The organism is Microbacterium tumbae (genome assembly GCF_054780175.1).
On the sequence record NZ_BAAGWV010000004.1, the window covers coordinates 466,511 to 484,499 of the forward strand.

20 protein-coding genes are annotated in these 17,989 nt (G+C 69.8%); 2 read left to right on the plus strand and 18 right to left on the minus strand.

All coding sequences use genetic code 11. From position 1 onward, the window contains the following. Nucleotides 1-87 precede the first annotated feature (87 nt). A complete protein-coding gene (locus ACYVGQ_RS17185) occupies nucleotides 88-882 on the plus strand; it encodes a DUF559 domain-containing protein (RefSeq protein WP_460785901.1) in 795 nt (264 codons plus the stop codon). Between the two features lie 129 nt (nucleotides 883-1,011). On the opposite strand, the gene ACYVGQ_RS17190 is transcribed toward ACYVGQ_RS17185, so the two are convergent. The 12 genes from ACYVGQ_RS17190 to ACYVGQ_RS17245 form a co-directional block, all read right to left on the minus strand. Then, nucleotides 1,012-1,896: an aminodeoxychorismate lyase gene (locus tag ACYVGQ_RS17190; RefSeq protein WP_460785902.1), complete on the minus strand. Its 885-nt coding sequence runs from the start codon at nucleotides 1,894-1,896 to the stop codon at nucleotides 1,012-1,014. A gap of 336 nt (nucleotides 1,897-2,232) precedes the next feature. Then, nucleotides 2,233-2,856: a DNA-directed RNA polymerase subunit beta gene (locus tag ACYVGQ_RS17195; RefSeq protein ID WP_460785903.1), complete on the minus strand. Its 624-nt coding sequence runs from the start codon at nucleotides 2,854-2,856 to the stop codon at nucleotides 2,233-2,235. Continuing rightward, complete coding sequence (locus ACYVGQ_RS17200; RefSeq protein ID WP_460785904.1) at nucleotides 2,772-4,106, minus strand: MFS transporter; 1,335 nt, start codon at nucleotides 4,104-4,106, stop codon at nucleotides 2,772-2,774. The genes ACYVGQ_RS17195 and ACYVGQ_RS17200 overlap by 85 nt, the downstream gene beginning before the upstream one ends. Further along, the gene (locus tag ACYVGQ_RS17205; protein ID WP_460785993.1) at nucleotides 4,103-5,428 is read right to left on the minus strand and encodes an NtaA/DmoA family FMN-dependent monooxygenase; all 1,326 of its coding nucleotides are present in this window, start codon (nucleotides 5,426-5,428) and stop codon (nucleotides 4,103-4,105) included. The genes ACYVGQ_RS17200 and ACYVGQ_RS17205 overlap by 4 nt, the downstream gene beginning before the upstream one ends. Before the next feature lie 5 nt (nucleotides 5,429-5,433). After that, the gene (locus ACYVGQ_RS17210; protein ID WP_460785905.1) at nucleotides 5,434-6,123 is read right to left on the minus strand and encodes a cysteine hydrolase family protein; all 690 of its coding nucleotides are present in this window, start codon (nucleotides 6,121-6,123) and stop codon (nucleotides 5,434-5,436) included. Further along, on the minus strand, nucleotides 6,120-7,187 hold the full coding sequence (locus ACYVGQ_RS17215; protein ID WP_460785906.1) for an LLM class flavin-dependent oxidoreductase: 1,068 nt from the start codon (nucleotides 7,185-7,187) through the stop codon (nucleotides 6,120-6,122). Before ACYVGQ_RS17215 ends, ACYVGQ_RS17210 begins: the two co-directional genes overlap by 4 nt. A 43-nt stretch (nucleotides 7,188-7,230) precedes the next feature. Further along, complete coding sequence (locus ACYVGQ_RS17220; RefSeq protein ID WP_460785907.1) at nucleotides 7,231-8,331, minus strand: ABC transporter substrate-binding protein; 1,101 nt, start codon at nucleotides 8,329-8,331, stop codon at nucleotides 7,231-7,233. 117 nt (nucleotides 8,332-8,448) lie between these two features. Beyond that, nucleotides 8,449-9,327 (minus strand): ABC transporter permease, encoded by an 879-nt coding sequence (locus ACYVGQ_RS17225; RefSeq protein WP_460785908.1) that lies wholly within the window; start codon nucleotides 9,325-9,327, stop codon nucleotides 8,449-8,451. Between the two features lie 11 nt (nucleotides 9,328-9,338). Beyond that, nucleotides 9,339-10,175 (minus strand): ABC transporter ATP-binding protein, encoded by an 837-nt coding sequence (locus ACYVGQ_RS17230; RefSeq protein ID WP_460785909.1) that lies wholly within the window; start codon nucleotides 10,173-10,175, stop codon nucleotides 9,339-9,341. Between the two features lie 2 nt (nucleotides 10,176-10,177). Then, nucleotides 10,178-10,669, minus strand: a complete 492-nt coding sequence (locus tag ACYVGQ_RS17235) for a flavin reductase family protein (RefSeq protein ID WP_460785911.1) — start codon at nucleotides 10,667-10,669, stop codon at nucleotides 10,178-10,180. Next, complete coding sequence (locus ACYVGQ_RS17240; protein WP_460785912.1) at nucleotides 10,666-11,202, minus strand: NADPH-dependent FMN reductase; 537 nt, start codon at nucleotides 11,200-11,202, stop codon at nucleotides 10,666-10,668. Before ACYVGQ_RS17240 ends, ACYVGQ_RS17235 begins: the two co-directional genes overlap by 4 nt. A 174-nt stretch (nucleotides 11,203-11,376) precedes the next feature. Continuing rightward, complete coding sequence (locus ACYVGQ_RS17245) at nucleotides 11,377-11,832, minus strand: hypothetical protein (protein ID WP_460785913.1); 456 nt, start codon at nucleotides 11,830-11,832, stop codon at nucleotides 11,377-11,379. A 751-nt stretch (nucleotides 11,833-12,583) separates the two neighbouring features. On the opposite strand from ACYVGQ_RS17245, the gene ACYVGQ_RS17250 reads away from it, so the two are divergent. Next, entirely contained in the window at nucleotides 12,584-13,048 is a 465-nt protein-coding gene (locus ACYVGQ_RS17250) for a type 1 glutamine amidotransferase domain-containing protein (protein ID WP_460785914.1), read from the plus strand. A gap of 18 nt (nucleotides 13,049-13,066) precedes the next feature. Here the strand turns inward: ACYVGQ_RS17250 and ACYVGQ_RS17255 are convergent, their stop codons facing one another. The 6 genes from ACYVGQ_RS17255 to ACYVGQ_RS17280 form a co-directional block, all read right to left on the minus strand. After that, a complete protein-coding gene (locus ACYVGQ_RS17255; protein WP_460785915.1) occupies nucleotides 13,067-14,608 on the minus strand; it encodes an MFS transporter in 1,542 nt (513 codons plus the stop codon). A 7-nt stretch (nucleotides 14,609-14,615) separates the two neighbouring features. Continuing rightward, nucleotides 14,616-15,221 (minus strand): PadR family transcriptional regulator, encoded by a 606-nt coding sequence (locus ACYVGQ_RS17260; RefSeq protein WP_460785916.1) that lies wholly within the window; start codon nucleotides 15,219-15,221, stop codon nucleotides 14,616-14,618. A gap of 42 nt (nucleotides 15,222-15,263) precedes the next feature. Then, a complete protein-coding gene (locus ACYVGQ_RS17265; RefSeq protein WP_460785917.1) occupies nucleotides 15,264-15,785 on the minus strand; it encodes a CGNR zinc finger domain-containing protein in 522 nt (173 codons plus the stop codon). A 206-nt stretch (nucleotides 15,786-15,991) separates the two neighbouring features. Further along, a complete protein-coding gene (locus tag ACYVGQ_RS17270; RefSeq protein WP_460785918.1) occupies nucleotides 15,992-16,657 on the minus strand; it encodes a YigZ family protein in 666 nt (221 codons plus the stop codon). Next, nucleotides 16,654-17,211: a DUF1697 domain-containing protein gene (locus ACYVGQ_RS17275; protein WP_460785919.1), complete on the minus strand. Its 558-nt coding sequence runs from the start codon at nucleotides 17,209-17,211 to the stop codon at nucleotides 16,654-16,656. Before ACYVGQ_RS17275 ends, ACYVGQ_RS17270 begins: the two co-directional genes overlap by 4 nt. Continuing rightward, a complete protein-coding gene (locus ACYVGQ_RS17280; protein ID WP_460785920.1) occupies nucleotides 17,208-17,777 on the minus strand; it encodes an isochorismatase family protein in 570 nt (189 codons plus the stop codon). The genes ACYVGQ_RS17275 and ACYVGQ_RS17280 overlap by 4 nt, the downstream gene beginning before the upstream one ends. Between the last annotated feature and the right edge of the window lie 212 nt (nucleotides 17,778-17,989).

Below are 17,989 nucleotides of genomic sequence, written 5' to 3' on the forward strand. Positions count from 1 at the left end.
CAGGCATCACAGCGATCGTGCTCTACCGAATTCCTTCATCATCGGGGCATGTCGTCCGCGCACGCCACCCTGCTCGCACTAGGACGCATGGCTCGCACCTCCGAGCTGAAGAGACGCGGCGTCACCGAGCACGAGCTGACCAAGGCGGTCCGCGACGGCGAGGTCTTGCGCCCGCGACAGGGTGTGTACGCGCTTTCTGACACTGACACCGCGCTGCTGCATGCCGCTGAGCACGGTGGGACCCTTGGATGCTGCGAGGCAGGGCGCCTTCTCGGACTCTGGATCCTCACCGCCCCGCAACGGCATCACATCTGGATGGGTGCGGCGGGAACACCGAGAACCGACTGCGCGGACTGCCGCATCCACTGGGATGCCGGGCGCGTCCGTGTCGGCGTGCTGCCGCCGGTTGCGAACGTGCTGCTGCAGATCGCGGAGTGCGCCGACGAGGAGACCTTCTTCTGCGCCCTCGAATCGGCACTGCGCTGGTCGCGGATCCCGCCGGGAGACATCGCCTGGCTGTGGAAGCGTCTTCCCGCGTCGCTGCGATGGCTCGTCGGCTTCGCGCGGGCGGATGCCGACAGCGGGCTCGAGTCGCTCGTCAGACTGCGCCTGCGTCGGATCGGCATCGACGTCCGCACGCAAGTGCTCATCCACGGCGTCGGCGAAGTCGACTTCGTGATCGGCGGACGGATCATCGTCGAGGCGGATGGCAGGGAGAACCATGAGCGAGAACAGGAGCGGACGAAGGATCTCTACCGAGACGCCGCCGCGGCTGCCCTCGGCTACGAGTCGCTCCGGTTCACCTACGCGATGATCGTGCACGACTGGAAAGTCGTGGAAGCCGCGATCCTCGGCGCGATGCGCCGCGCCGGCCTGCGCTGAGCGGGTTGTTCCGGGCCTCATCCGGAAAACCCGGATCAGGTGATGCTCGGCCGGCGCGCCGAAGAGCGACACTCCATCGTCGTGCGTATTGATCTCCGTTTTCCGACGGGCTGACCAGAGCCGCGTGTCTCAGTCGCGCGGCGATAGCAGGTATTCGTTCAGGGCAGCCGTGAAGGCGGCGTCCACCGGCACGGCGGCGCCGTCGATGGCGGTGAGGGGAGCCGCCAGTCGCACGCTCGACACCAGCCATGCGGCATCCGCGTTCTGGAGATCGGATGCCGGCACCTGCGCGTAGTCGGTCGTGAAGCCCTGAGCCGCCAGGTGGTCGTAGACGCTCAGCTGCGTCGTGCCGTGCAGGATCCCGCCGCTCGGCGCGGGGGTGACGAAGCGGTCGCCGAAGCGGAGGATCAGCGACGCCGTCGGCGCCTCCAGCACGTATCCGTCGCTGGAGAGGAAGATCGCGTCGTCGGCGCCGCGTCGCGCCGCCTCGCGCAGCGCCGCCATGTTGACGGCGTACGAGAGCGTCTTGGCTCCGAGCAGCAGCCACGGAGCTCGCTCGGCGGCGCCCAGATCATAACCGCGATCCAGCGTCACCACGCGGATGCCCTCGGTGCGCACCCAGGAGAAGTCGGATGCCGGAGCCGCCGTCACCCACGCCGTCGGCGTCGGCCCGTGCTCCACGCCTCGACTGAGGATGAGCTTGATGACCCACTCCCCCGCAGGGCACCCGGCAGCGGCCGCCGCGACCGCCTGCCGCCACTGCTCGATGTTCGGCGCGGGCAGCTCGCAGAGCTCGGCCGAATGGGCCAGCCTGTGCAGATGCGGCACGAGCTCCTGAGGGTGCCCGTCGATCACGCCGATGGACTCGAACACGCCGTCGCCGCGCTGCGTGCTCAGCTCGCCCACGCTCAGAGCCGGCGCCGCGGCATCCACCTCCGTGAACGTGCCTGCATAGTCGGCGCGCTCCTCAGAAGCGGGGACGGGATCGATGATCAGAGCGAAGCGCCGGGTCATGGATCGACTCTACGGCGGATCAGGCGGCCGGGAATACCACCGGCACCCTGGCGTTACAATGGTCAGGCCGGGCCGCATAACCCCGGGCTCCAACTTCTGCCGCTATGAGCGGCCTTCCGCCGAGAGGCGTTCTTGCGGCCCGGTCTTTCTTTTGTCCGGGCTCGTGTCGGCCTCTGTCCGGGCTCGAACCGCCGCCGTCCATTCCGCAGGAGCATTCGCGCGTTCTGCAGGACCGTCTGGCGGAATCGTCGCGATCCGCCGCCGAAATCCGTCGATCCAGGACAATCGTCCTGCAGAACGGCCAGACCATCCTGCAGAACGGCCCCTGTCGCCCGATCAGGTCAGGACGCCCCGGCGCCAGTCCGTCGCCGCGGCAGCGAGATCGGCGGCGTAGACGCTCAGCCGCAGCGCGCGATTCGTCAGATCGCTGGCGCGAGAGGGCTCCGTCGGCTCGTAGTCGTCCGCGGTGTGCGTCGATCCGGACGCCTGCACCCGGCAGAACGCCGCCGCACGCTCCAGGGCCACGGCGAGATCGCCGCGGAACGCCCCGCGGAGGATCGTGTCGACGAGCACGACGAGCTCGTCGGGGCTCGCGGGCACAGGAGCCCCCGCGACGGCGGCGTCGACGGTGGGCAGCTCCACGCGCCCGCGCTCGTAGAGGAGGGCCGAGGTCGACGGATCTGCGCGCACGGCGAGCTGCAGCAGATACAGGCGCCACAGCACACCGGGGAGCGATCGTGCGGGGGAGGTCGACCAGAGCTCGGCGATCTCATCGATCCCGTGCTCCGCCGCGAAGGCGATCAGCCGCTCGGCGCTCGTCTCGTCCTCTCGCGCCCGGGTGAGCAGAGCGGATGCCGTCGCGTGGGCGACCCTCGTCACCTCGGCGGGGTCGAAGGACCCGACGAGGTTGTCGAAGGCCGCGCTGGGGCGGCGGACGGGACGGCGGAACTGCTCGGACATCCCTCCAAGGGTATCGGCGAAACGACCGTCGCCGGCACGGATCCACGGCGCCGGACGGTCACGATGGAGAAGACCGCCATCGCGACGAGCAGCACGAGCGCGGTCAGCCCCAGCGCGAGGAGCGGATGCCAGGCGTCGGCGATGGCGAAGACGACGAGAGGTCCGGCCGCGGCTCCGATGTCGCCGGCGGTGCGGGTGACTCCGACGGCGCCGCCGGCGCGGCGGCCGGGGAAGGCCTCAGCCGTGACGACGCCGGGGACGACGTTCGCGATGCTGGTGGCGAGCCCGTAGCCCACGACCGCAAGCGCGAACGCCCACGGGATGTCGAGGAGCCCGAACGCCACGAGCACGAGCGCGGATGCGAGGGACGACGGGATGACGACCGTCAGGCGAGCGCCGCGGTCGACTCGCCTGCCGACGAGGGGCAGCGCCGCGATACTGAGGACCGTCCCCGTGGCGAGCGCCAGCCCCAGCCCGAGCGGCTCCAGGCCGCCCTGATCATACGCGAGCACGGGGATGAGCCCCTGCTCGGCCGCGAACCGCGCGAAGAAGAGCGCGAACGACACGGCGGCGAGGGAGAGCAGCACAGCGCCCCTTCCCGGCACGCGCGCGACAGCAGCGGATGCCCCGACTGCAGCAGCGCCGTGCTCGTGCTCCCTCGGCTCCGCCCGCAGCGCATCCCAGTAGCCCTGCGCAGGGCGCGCGAGCTCCCAGGCGACGGCGAGCAGCACGGGGAGCGCGGCGGCGGCGAATGCGCCGGGCGGCCCGGCGAACGTCACGACCGCTCCCCCGAGCAGGGCTCCGACGGCGGCGGCGCTCATCTGCACGACGTTGGCGACGGAGACGACGCGACCGCGCCGATCGGCCGGAGCGCCGGCCAGCACCACCGCGAACGCGATCGTGACGGCTGCACCGCCGAGCACTCCGGCGAGCAGCCGCAGCGCGAACACGGCCGCGAGGTCTCCCACGAAGCCGGTCGAGGCCGTCACGACGGCGAGCGCGATCAGCACGGTGTGCAGCATGGCGCGGGAGTTCAGCCGACGCATCAGGAGCCCCGCGGGCACGTTGCCGAGGACGCGGCCGATCGCGAAGGCCGCGATGAGCGGCCCGAGCACGGCGAGGGGTGCGTGCAGCGCGGTCACATACAGCGGAAGCACGGGGACGACCACGCCCCAGGTCATCTGCGCAGTTCCGATCAGGCAGCAGAGCAGCACCGTCTGCTCCCCGCCGGCCGGGGCCGAGCGCCTCACGGCCGCAGGTTCTCGCGCAGCGTGCTCCCGGCATAGCTGGGTGCGAGGCTGCCGCGCCGCCGCAGCTCCGGCACGAGCAGCTCGGCGATGTCGTCGAGCCCGGACGGGGTCGGCGACGGCGTCGAGAACATGTATCCGCCGCGAGCTCCCGTGTCGGCGAAGTTCTGCTCGAGCTGATCGGCGATCTGACCCGGTGAGCCGCACAACGTGTGGTCGAGGCCCGTGGCGCTGCGCCAGCCGTGCTCGAAGAACTCGTCCCTCGTCATCTCATGGTCGGGTCCGTATTCGCCCACGAGCGTGCCGACCAGCCCCGAGGGGCTGGCCTGCGCCGCGCGGACCTCGTCGAGGAGCTCGCCGAGGACGAACCGCTCTGGCACGCGGGAGAAGTCGAAGCCCGCGTTGTGCGAGATGTACGCGCCGACGGCCTCCTCGTTCCAGAACTCCAGGACCTCCGCCCTGCGCGTCTCCGCCTCCGCGGCCGTGCGTCCGACGATCACCTGCGTCGCCCAGAGGATGCCGACGGCCGCCGGGTCCCTCCCCTCGGCGACGAGCGCCTCGTCCAGCGCCGCCCGGTGGCGCTGCTGACCCGCGAGCGCGCCGCCGAAGCCGAAGATCACGTCCGCGAACTTCGCGGAGGTCTCGATGCCGCGGGGCGAGTTGCCCGCCTGGACGAGGACCGGATGCCCCTGCGGGCTCGGCATGCTGCTGAGCGGCCCCTTGACGCGGAAGAAGCGTCCTTCGTAGTCGATCGGCGCGATGAGCGAAGGGTCGGCGAAGCGGCCGGTTTCGCGGTCCATGAGGATCGCCTCGGAGGGCACCGAGTCCCAGAGCCGCTGGCACACGTCGATGAACTCCTCCATGCGCTCGTAGCGCAGGCCGTGCTCGAGGAGCTCCTCGAAGCCGTAGTTCGCCGCATCCGCGCTGCGCGAGGAGGCGACGACGTTGAAGGCGATGCGGCCCCCCGTGACGTGATCGAGCGAGTTGAGCAGGCGCGCGACGTAGAAAGGGTGCATGAACGTCGAGGAGTAGGTCAGGCCGAAGCCGATGTGCTCGGTGACCGCCGCCATCGCGGCGATGAAGGGGCTCATGTCCTGCCTCGGCCATTGCACCCCCCACTCCACGGCCGGGGCGATCGATCCGCGCCAGGTGTCGGGGATGCCGCTGCCGTCGCCGAAGAACAGCAGCTCGACGCCCGCACGCTCGGCGGTGACCGCGATCTCCTGGAACATCCGCACGTCGGGGAAGGTGCGCCCGACCCAGGAGCCGGGCCGGGCCCAGCGTCCCTCGGTATGAGTGAACGACAGGTCGAAGGCGATGTGCATCCCGCTCACGCGACGCTCCCGTTCACGAGTTCCGCATCCGGGACGGATGCCGGCGACGCGCCGTTCCACAGCGAGACGAGCTCCGCACTCGTGCCGATGACGCCGACGTTCAGCGCCATCTGGGCGAGCGCCCCCTCGTGCAGGCCGAGGTCGTACGCGGCGGTCGCATCCCGCGGGATGTACACCGGCCAGTCGAGCTGGACCGCATCGGTGGCGGTCGCCTGGATGCAGCATTCCGTCGTCAGACCCGCGACGGCCACCCAGCGGATGCCGTCGGCACGCAGGCGCTCGGCGAGACCCGTGCCGAGGAATCCGCTGTACCCGGTCTTGCGCACGCGCATCTCGCCAGCGCCCGGCGCGAGCCCGTACCACTCGGCGCCCGGCGTGCCGACGACGCAGGGCTCGTCGTCGCCGAGCGGCGCGTCGAGGTCGCCGCTGCGCAGCCAGGCGCTCGCCCTCCAGCGGGTCTCGGTCGCCAGCTCGATCCAGTAGACGGGGACGCCGGCGGAGCGGGCGGCGTCGACGAGCTGTCCGCATCGTTCGACGGCGGCCGCCACCGCGGCGTACGCGGCGTCGTCGAGACCGTATCCTGCGAGCATCGCCGGATCCCCGAACGAACGCTGCACATCGACGACGAGAAGGGCTGCGCCGTCGGCCGTCAGCGTGCCGAGCTGGCGTTCGCGAAGGCCGGTCACGGGACGAGCTCGGCGGCCTCGTGGGCGCGCAGCACCGGCAGCACGCCCTCGCCGAAGGCCGGCATGTCTTCGAGGTAGTCGGGGAAGATCAGCATCAGACCGTCGAGCTCCGCCGTCTCGAGCACGGCGAGGATGCGTTCGGCGACGGTGTCGGCCGTGCCGGTGACATAAGGCGTCTGGAACGCCTCCTCGCCCTTCGCGCCCTGCGCCCAGGAGAGTGCGCGCTGCGCGTCCCAGCCCCAGGAGCGGCGCATGTTGCCGAGCGCCTCGCGATCGAGTCCATCGCCGTAGCGCAGGGCCCTCGCTTCCGCCGCGGCATCCGTCTCGTCCTGCACGATCGTGAGCATCGAGTAGGTGCGCACCGAGCGTCCGAGGGCCGCTGCCCTGTCGTGCACGTCGCGCGACAGGTCGCGCATGTCCTCCAGGCTCTCGGAGCCCAGAAAGGCCCCGTCGGCATAGCTCGCCTGGAACGCGCGGCCGCGGTCGGAGCGGCCGGCGCTGATGATCGTCGGCTTCGGATCGGGATGCGGTCGCGATTCGCAATCGGTGAGGGTGAAGAACTCCCCGTCCATCGTCACCGAGGGCTCGGACCACAGGCGCAGCACCGCCTGCGTCCACTCCTCGGTCATGCGGTAGCGCGCGTCATGGCTCAGCTCCGCATCCCAGATGCCCATCTGCTCGAACTCGTCGGCGTACGAGCCGTTGACGATGTTCATGCCGGCCCGGCCATGGCTGATCTGCTGCAGCGTCGTGAAGACCTTCGCGGCGAACGCCGGGTTCTGCATGTTGGCGTGCACGGTCGCCCAGATCTTGACGCGTTCCGTGGCCTCGGCGAGGCCCGCCATCATGGTCATCGACTCGAGCGTCTCGCCCCAGTGGTCCGTGGCGCCGCCGAAGCCGCGCCACTTCGCCATGGCCATGATGAAGTCGAGGCCGATGTCCTCCGCGAGGCGGGCGACGCTCCGGTTGTAGTCATAGCTGGCCGGCGGATAGGGCGCGGTCGAGGAGATCATCCAGCCGCCGGCGGCGTTCGGCAGGAAGACGCCGTAGTCCTTCGTGGTCATCGTGGGTTCCTTCGGTCGGTGTGCGGATGGGTGCGGGAGGCGGTCACGGAGCGGGCCAGACGACGGCGCCGTCCTCATAGATCGCCTCGACGAACGCGGGCTCGAAGAAGGCGAGCGCCTCCTCGCCGGTGAGCGGCGTCTCCAGAAGCGAGTACGTGTCGAGCATCTCGGCGACGGCCTCGACGTTGGCGGGGTCGATCGCACCGAGATCGCCGGTCTGGCTCTCGCGGATGACCTCGGTCTCGGTCTCCCAGACCTTCAGGTTGTGCTCGGCGTCGTATCCCTCGCCGGAGATCTGCGCGGCATAGCCGACGCACTCCTCGCCGTTCTCCTCGCAGTACTCGAACGCGTGGAAGGCCGCCCGCAGGAAGTCCTCCACCGCCGTGGGATTCTCCTCGGCGAACGACGGGTTCACGGCGAGGGCGCCGAGGGATCCGGGGACGTCGAAGTCGTACGGCCGCCAGACCGTCACCTCCTCGCCCGCCGCCTCGAGCAGGTTGGGCTCGTTCGAGATGAACCCGGTGAGGGAGTCGACCTGGCCGCGGGGCAGCACGCTGGGGTCGTAGCCGACCGTCACCTGCTGGATGCTGTCGACGTCGACCCCCGCGTTGTCGAGCATGGCGTGCACACCGGAAGGCAGCGCGCCCTTCTGCCCGAGGATCGTGCCGTCCAGCTGCGTGAGATCGGTGATGTCCGTGGGCGTCATGAGGATCTCGAGGCCGACGTTCGAGTACGACGAGATGCCGAGGAGCTCGATGCCGTTGTCGTGGGCGGTCAGCAGATCCTGCTGGCTGACCGAGGTGAACTGCACCTGGTCGCTCGCGACGAGCTGGGTGTTCTGTCCTGTGTCGCCCGTACCGGGCTGGATCTCCACCTCCAGGCAGAGGTCGGAGAAGTATCCGAGCTCCTGCGCCGCGAGGATCTCGAGGATGGAGGCGGACGCCTGGTACTGGTAGCCGGTCAGGAAGGTCACCGTGCCCGCGGACTCGTTGAGGGCGCAGCGGTCTTCGGAGATCGCGGAGCCGACGTCGTCGGAGGCATCGGGCTCGGCGTCTGCGGGACCGGAGCAGGCCGCCAGCGCTGCCGAGGCGGCGAGCGCGACGAGCACGGCGGCGGACGTGCGGAGGGGAGTGCGGAGTGCCATGGAAGCTCCTTCAGGTGCGGTGGAAGTGATGCAGAGCGGGGTTCTATTGCGGGATTCGGGGTCGGCGGACCATCGCGCCGTGCCGTCGGCTCGGCGCGATGGAAGGGCAGCGGGGCGTTACTCCTTCTCGCCCCTGTGCGTGTCGTGCCAGTGCAGCGCTCGCTTCTCCACGGCGGTGATGATGCCGAGCAGGGAGGCGCCCATGACGGCGAGGAGGGCGATCGAGGCGTAGACCACCGGGAGCTTGTTGTTCGAGCTCGCGAGGCTGATCGCCGTGCCGAGGCCTTCGGATGCCCCCGGCGCGAACATCTCGGCGACGACCGCGCCGACGATCGACAGGGGGAAGACGATCCGGAGCGAGGCGAAGAGGTAGGGCAGGGCGCTCGGCACGCGCACGTGCCAGAGCATCTCGCCCCGAGACGCATGTACGGTGCGGTAGAACTGGAGCACTGCCGTCGGCACCGAGCGGAGACCGACGGAGACGTTGATGAGGATCGGGAAGAAGCAGATGAGGGCGGTGACGATGAGCTTCGGCTCCGGTCCGAACCCGAAGGCGACGACCAGCGCGGGGGCGATCGCGACGAGAGGCGTGACGTTGAACACCACGGCGATCGGCATGATCGCCCAGCGCAGCACCGCCACCTCGCTGATCGCGACGGCCAGGACGGACGAGCCGACGAACGCGATGGCAAGTCCCAGCAACGCCTCCTGCAGGGTGACCCAGGCGTTGGAGAGGTAGTAGGCGGGGTTGCCGGCGAGCGCCTCGCCGATCGCCCCGAGCGGCGGCAGCAGGTAGGGCATCGCCCCAGCGCCGAGCTCCCAGAGCACGGCGAGCAGCGCGACGGTGATGACGATCGGCAGCCAGCGGCTCGGTCGCAGGAACCGGGGAAGGACGCGGGCACGGATGCGCGCGGCGGCCTCCGTGGGCCGCGTCGGCCGTGCGGTCTGGGGCAGCTCCGCTGGACGTGTGCCGGCGGATGCGTCGAGAGCGGTCATCGTTGTTCTCCTCAGGCGGCGTTCGAGAGATCGGGCGACTGCCATGCGGCCTGCAGCCGATCGCGGATGAGGTCTTCGAAATGATGGAAGTCGGCGGTCTTGATGAGGCTCGCGCTGCGCGGTCGGGGCAGATCGATGTCGATGACGTCGACGATCCGTCCCGGCTTGGGGGCCATGACGACGACCGTGTCGGAGAGGCGCACGGCCTCGGTGACCGAGTGCGTCACGAAGACGACCGTCGTCTTGATCTCGTCCCAGAGGTCGAGGAGCTGCTCCTGCAGCGATTCGCGCGTGAACTCGTCCAGCGCGGAGAAGGGCTCGTCCATGAGGAGGACCTCGGGCTGCAGCCCGAAGGCGCGCACGATGGCGGTGCGCTGCTGCATGCCGCCGGACAGTTCGGAGGGCAGCTTGTGCATGGCCTCGCCGAGCCCGACCTCGTGCAGCAGCTTCCGCATGTCGGGAGCCGCCCGTCCGGCTCCCGCGGCTGCGGCGGCTGGACGTCTCTTCTCCGCTCCGCGATTGACCTTGTGGGGCAGCGTCACGTTCTGCAGCACGTTCAGCCAGGGCAGCAGCGCGGGCGCCTGCGGCACGAAGCCGATGAGCTTCGCCGCGCAGGCGTCTTCGGGCGTGACTCCGAAGATCTCCACCGAGCCCTCATCGGGGGCCTCGAGACTCGCGATGAGGCGCAGGAGGGTCGATTTGCCGCACCCGGAGGGTCCGATGATGCTCACGAACCGGCCAGGCTCGATCGAGAGGTCGACGCCGTCGAGGGCGACGAGCGCGTTCTGCGCCCCGCCGTAGACCTTGCGTGCGCCGGATACCGCGATGGCGGTGGTGGATGCGTGCATGCTCAGACCAGCTTTCTGAAGACGCGGTTGTGGTAGACGAGAGGATCGCGATCGTTGTAGACGACGTGGTCGACGGCGATGAGCAGCATGAGGTGATCGCCGACGGAGTACCGCTCGTCGATGACGCCGACGATCGATGCCATCGCGCCCTGGACCACGGGCACGTGCGCGTGCTCCGCGTCCAACTCGATGCCGGCGAACTTGTCGACGCCCTTGGTGGCGAACGTGCGTGCCAGATGGCCCTGATCGTCGGCGAGGATGTTGACCGCCACATGCTCGGTCGCCTGGAAAGCCCCGTAGCACTCGGCCGTGTCCGCCAGGAACACGGTGACGAGCGGGGGCTCGTTCGAGACGGCCGCGAAGCTGTTGGCGGTGAACCCGTGCTGGACGCCGTCGTGGGTGGTGGTGACGAGCGTCACCGAGGTGGCCATGTGACCGAGAGCGCGTCGCAGCGGGTTCGGCGGAGCCGGCCGCTCGTCCTCGACGATCGTCACGCCGCGACCTCCTCGGAGCGGCCGCTCGCCACCGCACGGAACAGGGCGACCCGCTCCGCGACCCACGACGCGAGGAAGCCGTCTCGCTCCTCGCCGGCGATGTCGGCCTCCAGCAGGGCCAGCGTGCCGAAGGGCGTCTGCGCGCCCAGCTCGTGCAGGAGCGGGCGCAGATGGATGTCGGCCGCGACGGAGGTGTGCGCCGGAGAGCCGGCGACGACGAGCGGGATCGCGGAGACGCCGGAGAGCGACGTCGGGCCGTAGCCGTCCAGGAACGCCTTCAGAAGCCCCGTGTAGGAGCCCTTGTAGACGGGGGTGGCGACGATGAGGATGCGCGAGCCGGCGACGCGCTCGCGGGCGGCGGAGACCGCGTCGTCCGAAGCGGCGAGCACCGCCGGCCCGAGCTCGGCGAGCTCGATGGGCTCGAGGAGCGTCATCGATGTCCGCTCGGCGATCAGCTCGCCGAGGCGGACGGCGACGGCTGACGTCTTCGATGGTGTTCTCGGGTTGCCCGAGAGTACGACGAGGGAAAGCATGGATCCTCCACAGGACTCAATCCGATGACTGCTGAGTGGAGAGCGTGCGGAGCGAATCACTGTCGTGGTGTTGCTCCGCGGAGGTCCATCTGGCACCGACTCTACGAAGACCGTGTTTCACCCATCGTGCGGACATGTTTCGCCTCGGTAAACTCCCCGACGCGAAGCGCCGCTTCACCGCGTGCTCTCCCCCGGAGCATCGGGCTCGGAGAAGAGCGGACGGGCGCGGTCGTCCTCCACGACGTAGAGCTCGATGCCCAGATCGCGCGCGGCGAGCGTCGCCCAGCCCGTGGAGGTGAACGCCTGCGCCGCGGTTCCCGTGACGCAGAGGATGGCGCGTGCGCCAGGGCGCACCGAGGCGGTCAGCCAGGCGAGCTTGAAGAGGTTGGCGCTCACCCTGTTGCGATGCGGCGACTTGAAGACGCCCTGGTTCGCGACCAGCTGGCAGAAGACGGCGCCCTCGGCATCCGCGCCCTCCACCTCGAGCCGGGTCGCGCCGTCGACCATGACCGTCACGGGGACGAGCTCCGTCCCGATCGCGGCGGAGAGCGCGGCGAGCATGCGCTGTTCGACGTCGTCCTCCTGCCACCGACGGCCCGCCGTCTCGATCTCGACGTCGTGCTCACCCATGTGCACCGCCTCCCTCCATGTCGACAGGGTAGGCATCCCGTGTTTCAGCCGGGTTTCCGGCGGCTGCCGGAGGGCGCCGGAGGCTCGGATCGCCACGCCCTCCCCGTCGCATTAGACTGGGGTTCGCGGGCCTCTAGCTCAGTTGGCAGAGCATCGGACTTCAACAGAATAGGAGCGCCTCGGGGGAAACTCCGAGGATGACACCACTCAAAGTCGGGGAACCCTTCCTGGGCAACCAGTTGGCGATCCCGAGCCAAGCCGGACGCGAGTCCGGAAGGTGTAGAGACTGGACGGGTGGCACCTACAGCGAAAGCCATGGTGAAGGGACAGTCCAGACCACGAACGCCCTCGGGCGGCGGCGAAAGCCGAAGTGGCATGTTAATCCGCGGGTCGAGGGTTCGAGCCCCTCGGGGCCCACCGCATGGCGTTGCCGTATGAGACGACACCGGTTGCTCGTCCGTCAGCCGTCCTCTTGACGGTCTCTGCCCGGCGATGCCGCCGACCTGACGCCGAGGAAGCAGGAGACGGGATGCAGTACGGGTACCCGTCACACGGCCAGCCATCGAACGGATGAGGAGCAACTGGCGATCCGTCGCGATGCCCATGCAGCCTCCCGGGCGCGATCGCGCGCAGGCTCCGCTATCACGATCCTCCGCTGTCCGCGACCCCCTTCCGCGGCATCCGTCGTCCAGGAGATCGTCGAAGGCGTCGTCCCGAGCGGGACGTCTCCGCGATGAGAAAGGATGCGACCGTGACCGGCGCCGGCGCCTCGGCGACGATGATCGCGCCCTCGGCAGAGGACATCACCGGCAAGAACGGGCACGTCCAGCCCGTCGACCGCACGGCGTCCGATGCGAAGGCCGACCACTTCGACGCGCTCGTGCTCCCCGGCGGCGTGGTGAACGCGGACCATCTGCGTCTCGATCAGGGTGCGATCGCGTTCGCACGGGGCTTCTTCGAGCAGGGCAAGCCCGTCGGCGTCATCTGCCACGGCGCCTGGATCCTCATCGAGGCCGGCGTCGTGGACGGCCGGACGCTGACGAGCTATCCGAGCCTGGCCACGGATCTTCGGAACGCCGGGGCGCACTGGGTCGACGAGGAGGTCGTCGCCGACCAGGGGCTCGTATCCAGCCGGACCCCTGGTGATCTGCCGGCCTTCAACGCCAAGGTGATCGAGGAGATCGGCGAAGGACCGCACGCCGGCCAGCGCCCGTGACGTCGCGCAGCCGATGCCTCAGTGCAGCGATACCCGTTTCGGCAGCGCCCACACCAGGGCGAAGGCGATGACCGCGAAGGCGACGCTGAGCGCGAGCGACGAGGTGGCGGCGGGCACGAAGTGCTCCGCGAGGACGGCCGACGCCGCGGCATCCGCGGAGGAGTAGTCCCCCGTCTGCATCGCCGCGCCGATATCGTCGCCGATCCCGTCGAGATCGGCCACGGCGAACAGCACGCTGGAGACGACCGCGATGCCGATCGCCGATCCGATGCGCTGCACCGTGCCGATCACGCCGCTCGCGGCGCCCGCCTCCTCACGACGGACCGTCGCGACGATGAACCGCGCGTTCGGCGCGATGAAGAGCCCGTTGCCGAAACCTGCGATGACGAAGGGCGCGAGCAGCGACCAGCTCGTGAGATCCGCGGCCGGGACCGCGGCGAGGACCAGCCACACCGCGACCAGCCCCACGACGAGAAGACCCGTCCCGAGCAGGAGGACGGTGCGGCCGAGCCGCTGCGCGAGCCGGTCGCTGAACGCCGCGCCGAAGATGTTCCCGATCGCGAACGGGATCGTGACGAGCCCGGACTCGAGCGCCGTGTGGCCGAGTCCGGCCTGCCAGAGCAGCGCGATCACGAAGAAGATGCTCGTGAAGGCCGCGAAGTACACCAGTGCGAGCAGGGTGCCGCCGGTGAACTGCGGATGGGAGAACAGCCGGGGCGGCACGAGCGGCGCGACGCCCCGGCGCTCGAGGGAGGTCTCCCAGAACCAGAACACCACCAGCACGACGACGCCGGCGACGAGCGACACGAAGGTCCACGCCGGCCAGCCCTCGTCCTGTCCCTGGATGAGCGGGACCAGGATCGCCGTGATCCCGCCCGCGAGCAGCAGAAGTCCGAACAGGTCCGTCGCCGACTTCTGGCCGGCCTTGACGGCGGGGATCACCGTCGCCGCGAGGATCAGCGCCACGACGCCGATCGGAATGTTGACGGCGAAGATCCAGCGCCATCCGGCATCCTCGCCGAGAGCCTGGATCAGCAGTCCGCCGACGATCGGGCCGAGCGCGGTCGAGACGCCGATCACGGCGCCCATGACGGCGAAGGCCTGCCCGCGCTTGAGCGGCGGGAACAGCAGCTGGCCGAAGGCCGTGACGGCGGGGAAGAAGATGCCGCCGCCGAGACCCTGCACCACGCGGGCGACGATGAGCTCGGTCGGGCTCTGCGCGATCCCGCAGGCGATGCTCGCCGCGGTGAAGATCGCGAGCCCGGTGAAGAACACCCACTTGTGGCCGAAGCGGTCGCCGATGCGCCCGGCGGGGATCAGCGCGAGGCCGAAGGCGAGCGCGTAGCCGGAGATGATCCACGCGAGGGTCGCCTCGTCCGCATCGATGGAGTCGCGGATCGTCGGCAGCGCGACGTTGACGATCGTGGTGTCGAGCAGGGACATGAAGGCCCCGATGAGCAGCACGGCGAAGGCCACCCAGGCGCGGGCGGGGGTGACGCCGGGGGGCGGTGTCCACTGCGGAGGCCCCTGGCGCTCCGCGGGTGCGGTCTGTTCTGTCATGGCATCCTCAAGGTCGTGATGTCGTATCCGTGTTCTGGGGCTTCTCGCCCTGGTGGCGACGACGCTCCCGCTCGTCCTCCATCAGATCGGGCACCTGATCGATCAGCGCATCGTGCCAGGCGACCTCGGTCTCGAGCCGCCGCAGCTTGTGCTCCAGGGCGAGGCGCTCCGCCCGCCAGAGATAGCGATCGATGCGCTCGAGCCGCATCCGGCCCTCATCGAGCATCTCCTGGTACGCATCCCTGCGGTCGGCGAGGGCGCCGGCGAGCTCTGAGATGCGCTCGGGATCGAGGCGGGAGAAGGCGAGATCGAAGGGATCGGGACGCGTGTCGAGTGCACGGAAGGTGCTCTCGCGGATCTCGTGCAGCGCACCGACTCCCTCTTCGGTGATCCGGTAGATCTGGCGCGCCGGGTAGTTCCCCTCGCGCTCGACGCGCTCGATCTCGATGAGCCCTTCGGCGAGCATCCGCTTGAGCGCCCCGTAGAGCGCCCCGACCGAGATGTCGGTCCATTCGTGCACGTGCTCCTGCTCCGCCAGGTTGCGCAGGGCATGCCCGTGCATCGGCCCGCGCTCGACGAGCGAGCTGAGGATGTACAGGCGGATGCTCGACACCGGAGTACTCTTGCACGAGTAGTCACCTGTCGTCAAGTCATCTCACTGCGGACTGCGCGCCCGGTGCCTGCGCACCGCCGCCCTGTTCGCGCAGCGCACGGAGCAGAATCGCTGGCGCCCGTTGCGCGTCACATCGACGACGACCTTCGTGCACGGATCCGCGGCACACCGCCCGAGGCGATGCATCCCCCGCGTCGCGAGGTGGAGGGCAGTGCCGACGCCGATCACGGCACGCAGGACGAACGGGAGCGCGTCCGTCTCATCCCGGTAGTGCAGATGCCACCCCTCGCCGTCGTGATCTGTGAGACGGGGGTACGCCGCCGCCTGCGCCATCTGCGCGTTCAGCAGGATCGCACGCTCAGCGGGATCGGCCGCGTCGACGATGCGCAGCCAGTCATCGATCGCGCTCCTCGTTCCGGCGTGATCGTCGACTTCCGGCGGGAACGCCATCGTCATCCCGAAGTCGCGGGTGCGACGCTCGATGCCCGTACGATCCTCCGGCCATTCGTTCGCGAGAGATGCGGCCAGCAGAACCGCGTACTCACCGTAAGGGTTGAGATACATAAGACCATTACAGCACGCTGGATGCATGGCCTCTCCGCGCACCCTTCCGACTCCGCATCCCTCTCGCGCCGTCCCCCACGAGCACGCCTGGCTCGTCGACTCGCGGCACGCCACCAGCGAAGGACGCATTCTCTACGTCCGATGCGCGGCCTGCGGTGCTCGTCGCGTAGACCTCCAGTCGCACCCCGCGAGCCCGCCGGAGGCGATCAGCCGGTCGCTGAGCTCCTCGGAACGTCCAGAAGCCTCTGCACGCCCGTGAGCACCGTCTCGACTGCACCGCCGGATGCTTCGGCGACCTGCGCGGAGAGCGAGCCGACCGAGACGTTCGGACTCCACACCTCGAACACGGCCTGCGCGCCGTATGCGGTCTCCCCCAGCAGGGCGTCCGCACCGCGCGCCCACTCACGCAGCAGGTTCTCGAAGCGCCCGGCGTCCGCGTGCGGCACGGCGAAGGTCACCTGCGAGAGCTCTTTCCGATCGACGAGGCGGGCGAGGTCCAGCGCCTCGGACACCGCGGTGGAGTATGCGCGCACGAGCCCGCCGGCGCCGAGTTTGACGCCGCCGAAGTAGCGTGTGACGACCGCCACGACGTCGGTGAGCTCCCGTCGGCGCAGGACCTCCAGCATGGGCACGCCCGCCGTTCCGGAGGGCTCGCCGTCGTCGGACGACCGCGCCCTGTCCCCTCGCGCGCCCGTCACCTGGGCCGAGCAGTTGTGTCTGGCGTCCCAGAAGCGCTTCTTCACGCCGGCGATGATCGCATCCGCCTCCTCGGAGGATGCGACCGGTGCGATCTGGGCGATGAATCGGGACTTCTTGATGACGAGCTCCCGCTCCACGGCCTTCGCGATCGTGGACGGATAGCCGGCGGTCACGATGACCCGCCGCGTTCGTCGGATACGGCGCCGGCCGTGAGGTCGGCGAGAGCGCGCACCGTGCGGAGATTGCGCGCGGTGCCCACCACGCCCAGCGCACGATCGAGCACGGCCTTGGTGAGCCTGCTCGAATGCACGCCCCCGGCATAGTCGATCCAGAGGTCGTGACCGACCAGCGCCAGACGCTCTCCCCCGGCCAGCCGCTGCTCGAGTGCGCCGACGGCTCCGGCGGCGGGCGGCTCCGCCAGGAACATCGCGTGCACGAGCCTCTCGTTCCCGTCCGCGAAGGGCTGCGCGGCGATCGATGCCGAAAGAGCCTCGTGCGTGCGCGCGATCACCGGGGTGTCCACGCCGAACTCCGCCGCGATCGCTCCTCGCACCAGAGCACAGCATGCAGAGACATCCGCCGGCGTCTCGCAGATGATGTTGCCGCTGGCGATGTAGGTGCGGATCTCGCCGAGCACGGGTGTCAGCACCTCGCGCAGGCCCTCCATCGGCACACGGTTGCGGCCGGAGACGTTCACGGCCCTCAGCAGCAGGACGCTGCGCGTCACGGCACGAGTTCGGCGCCCGCGTGCGCGAGCTCGGCGAGCGCGGCCTCGCTGGAGGCCGCGCCGACCCCCGCGATCAGCCCCGTGAGTATCCGCACATGGACTCCGTGCGATATGGCATCGAGAGCGGAGGCGCGCACGCAATGGTCCGTGGCGATGCCGACGACGTCCGCGGTGAGGACGCCGCGCTCGCCGAGCACCTCCGCCACGGTGCGTCCGTCCTCCGTCACGCCCTCGAACATCGAATAGGCGGGCTTGCCCTGCCCCTTGCGGACGTGGTGGGTGACGGCGTCCGTCGCGAGGAGCGGGTCGTATTCCGCCCCCGGAGTACCGGCGACGCAGTGCACGGGCCAGGTGTCCACGTAATCGGGGTCGGCCGCGAAGTGTCCGCCGTTGTCGCCGTCGGCATCATGCCAATCGCGCGACGCGACGATCACCTCGTATTCGCCGGCATGGGCGGCGAGATGCTCCGAGACGGCAGCCGCCACCGCATCCCCGCCCGCGACGGCGAGCGCGCCGTCCTCGGTGAAGTCGTTCTGCACATCGACGATGAGAAGCGCCCTGGTCATGCTCCGAGCGTACGCCGCGGGCCGCACGAGGTGTAGCGGTCCGCCGCGGATCGAGCAAGATCACTCGGCAGCCCTGGCATGCACGGCGGCTCGAGGACCGCTGCACGGCCGTAGGCCGAGAGCACAGCTGCCGGTCGGGTTCGGCCGGATCGACCGACATCTGCTCTTCCCACCGACATCTGTGTCACCGCGCCCGCCCCCTCCGCGCCTCC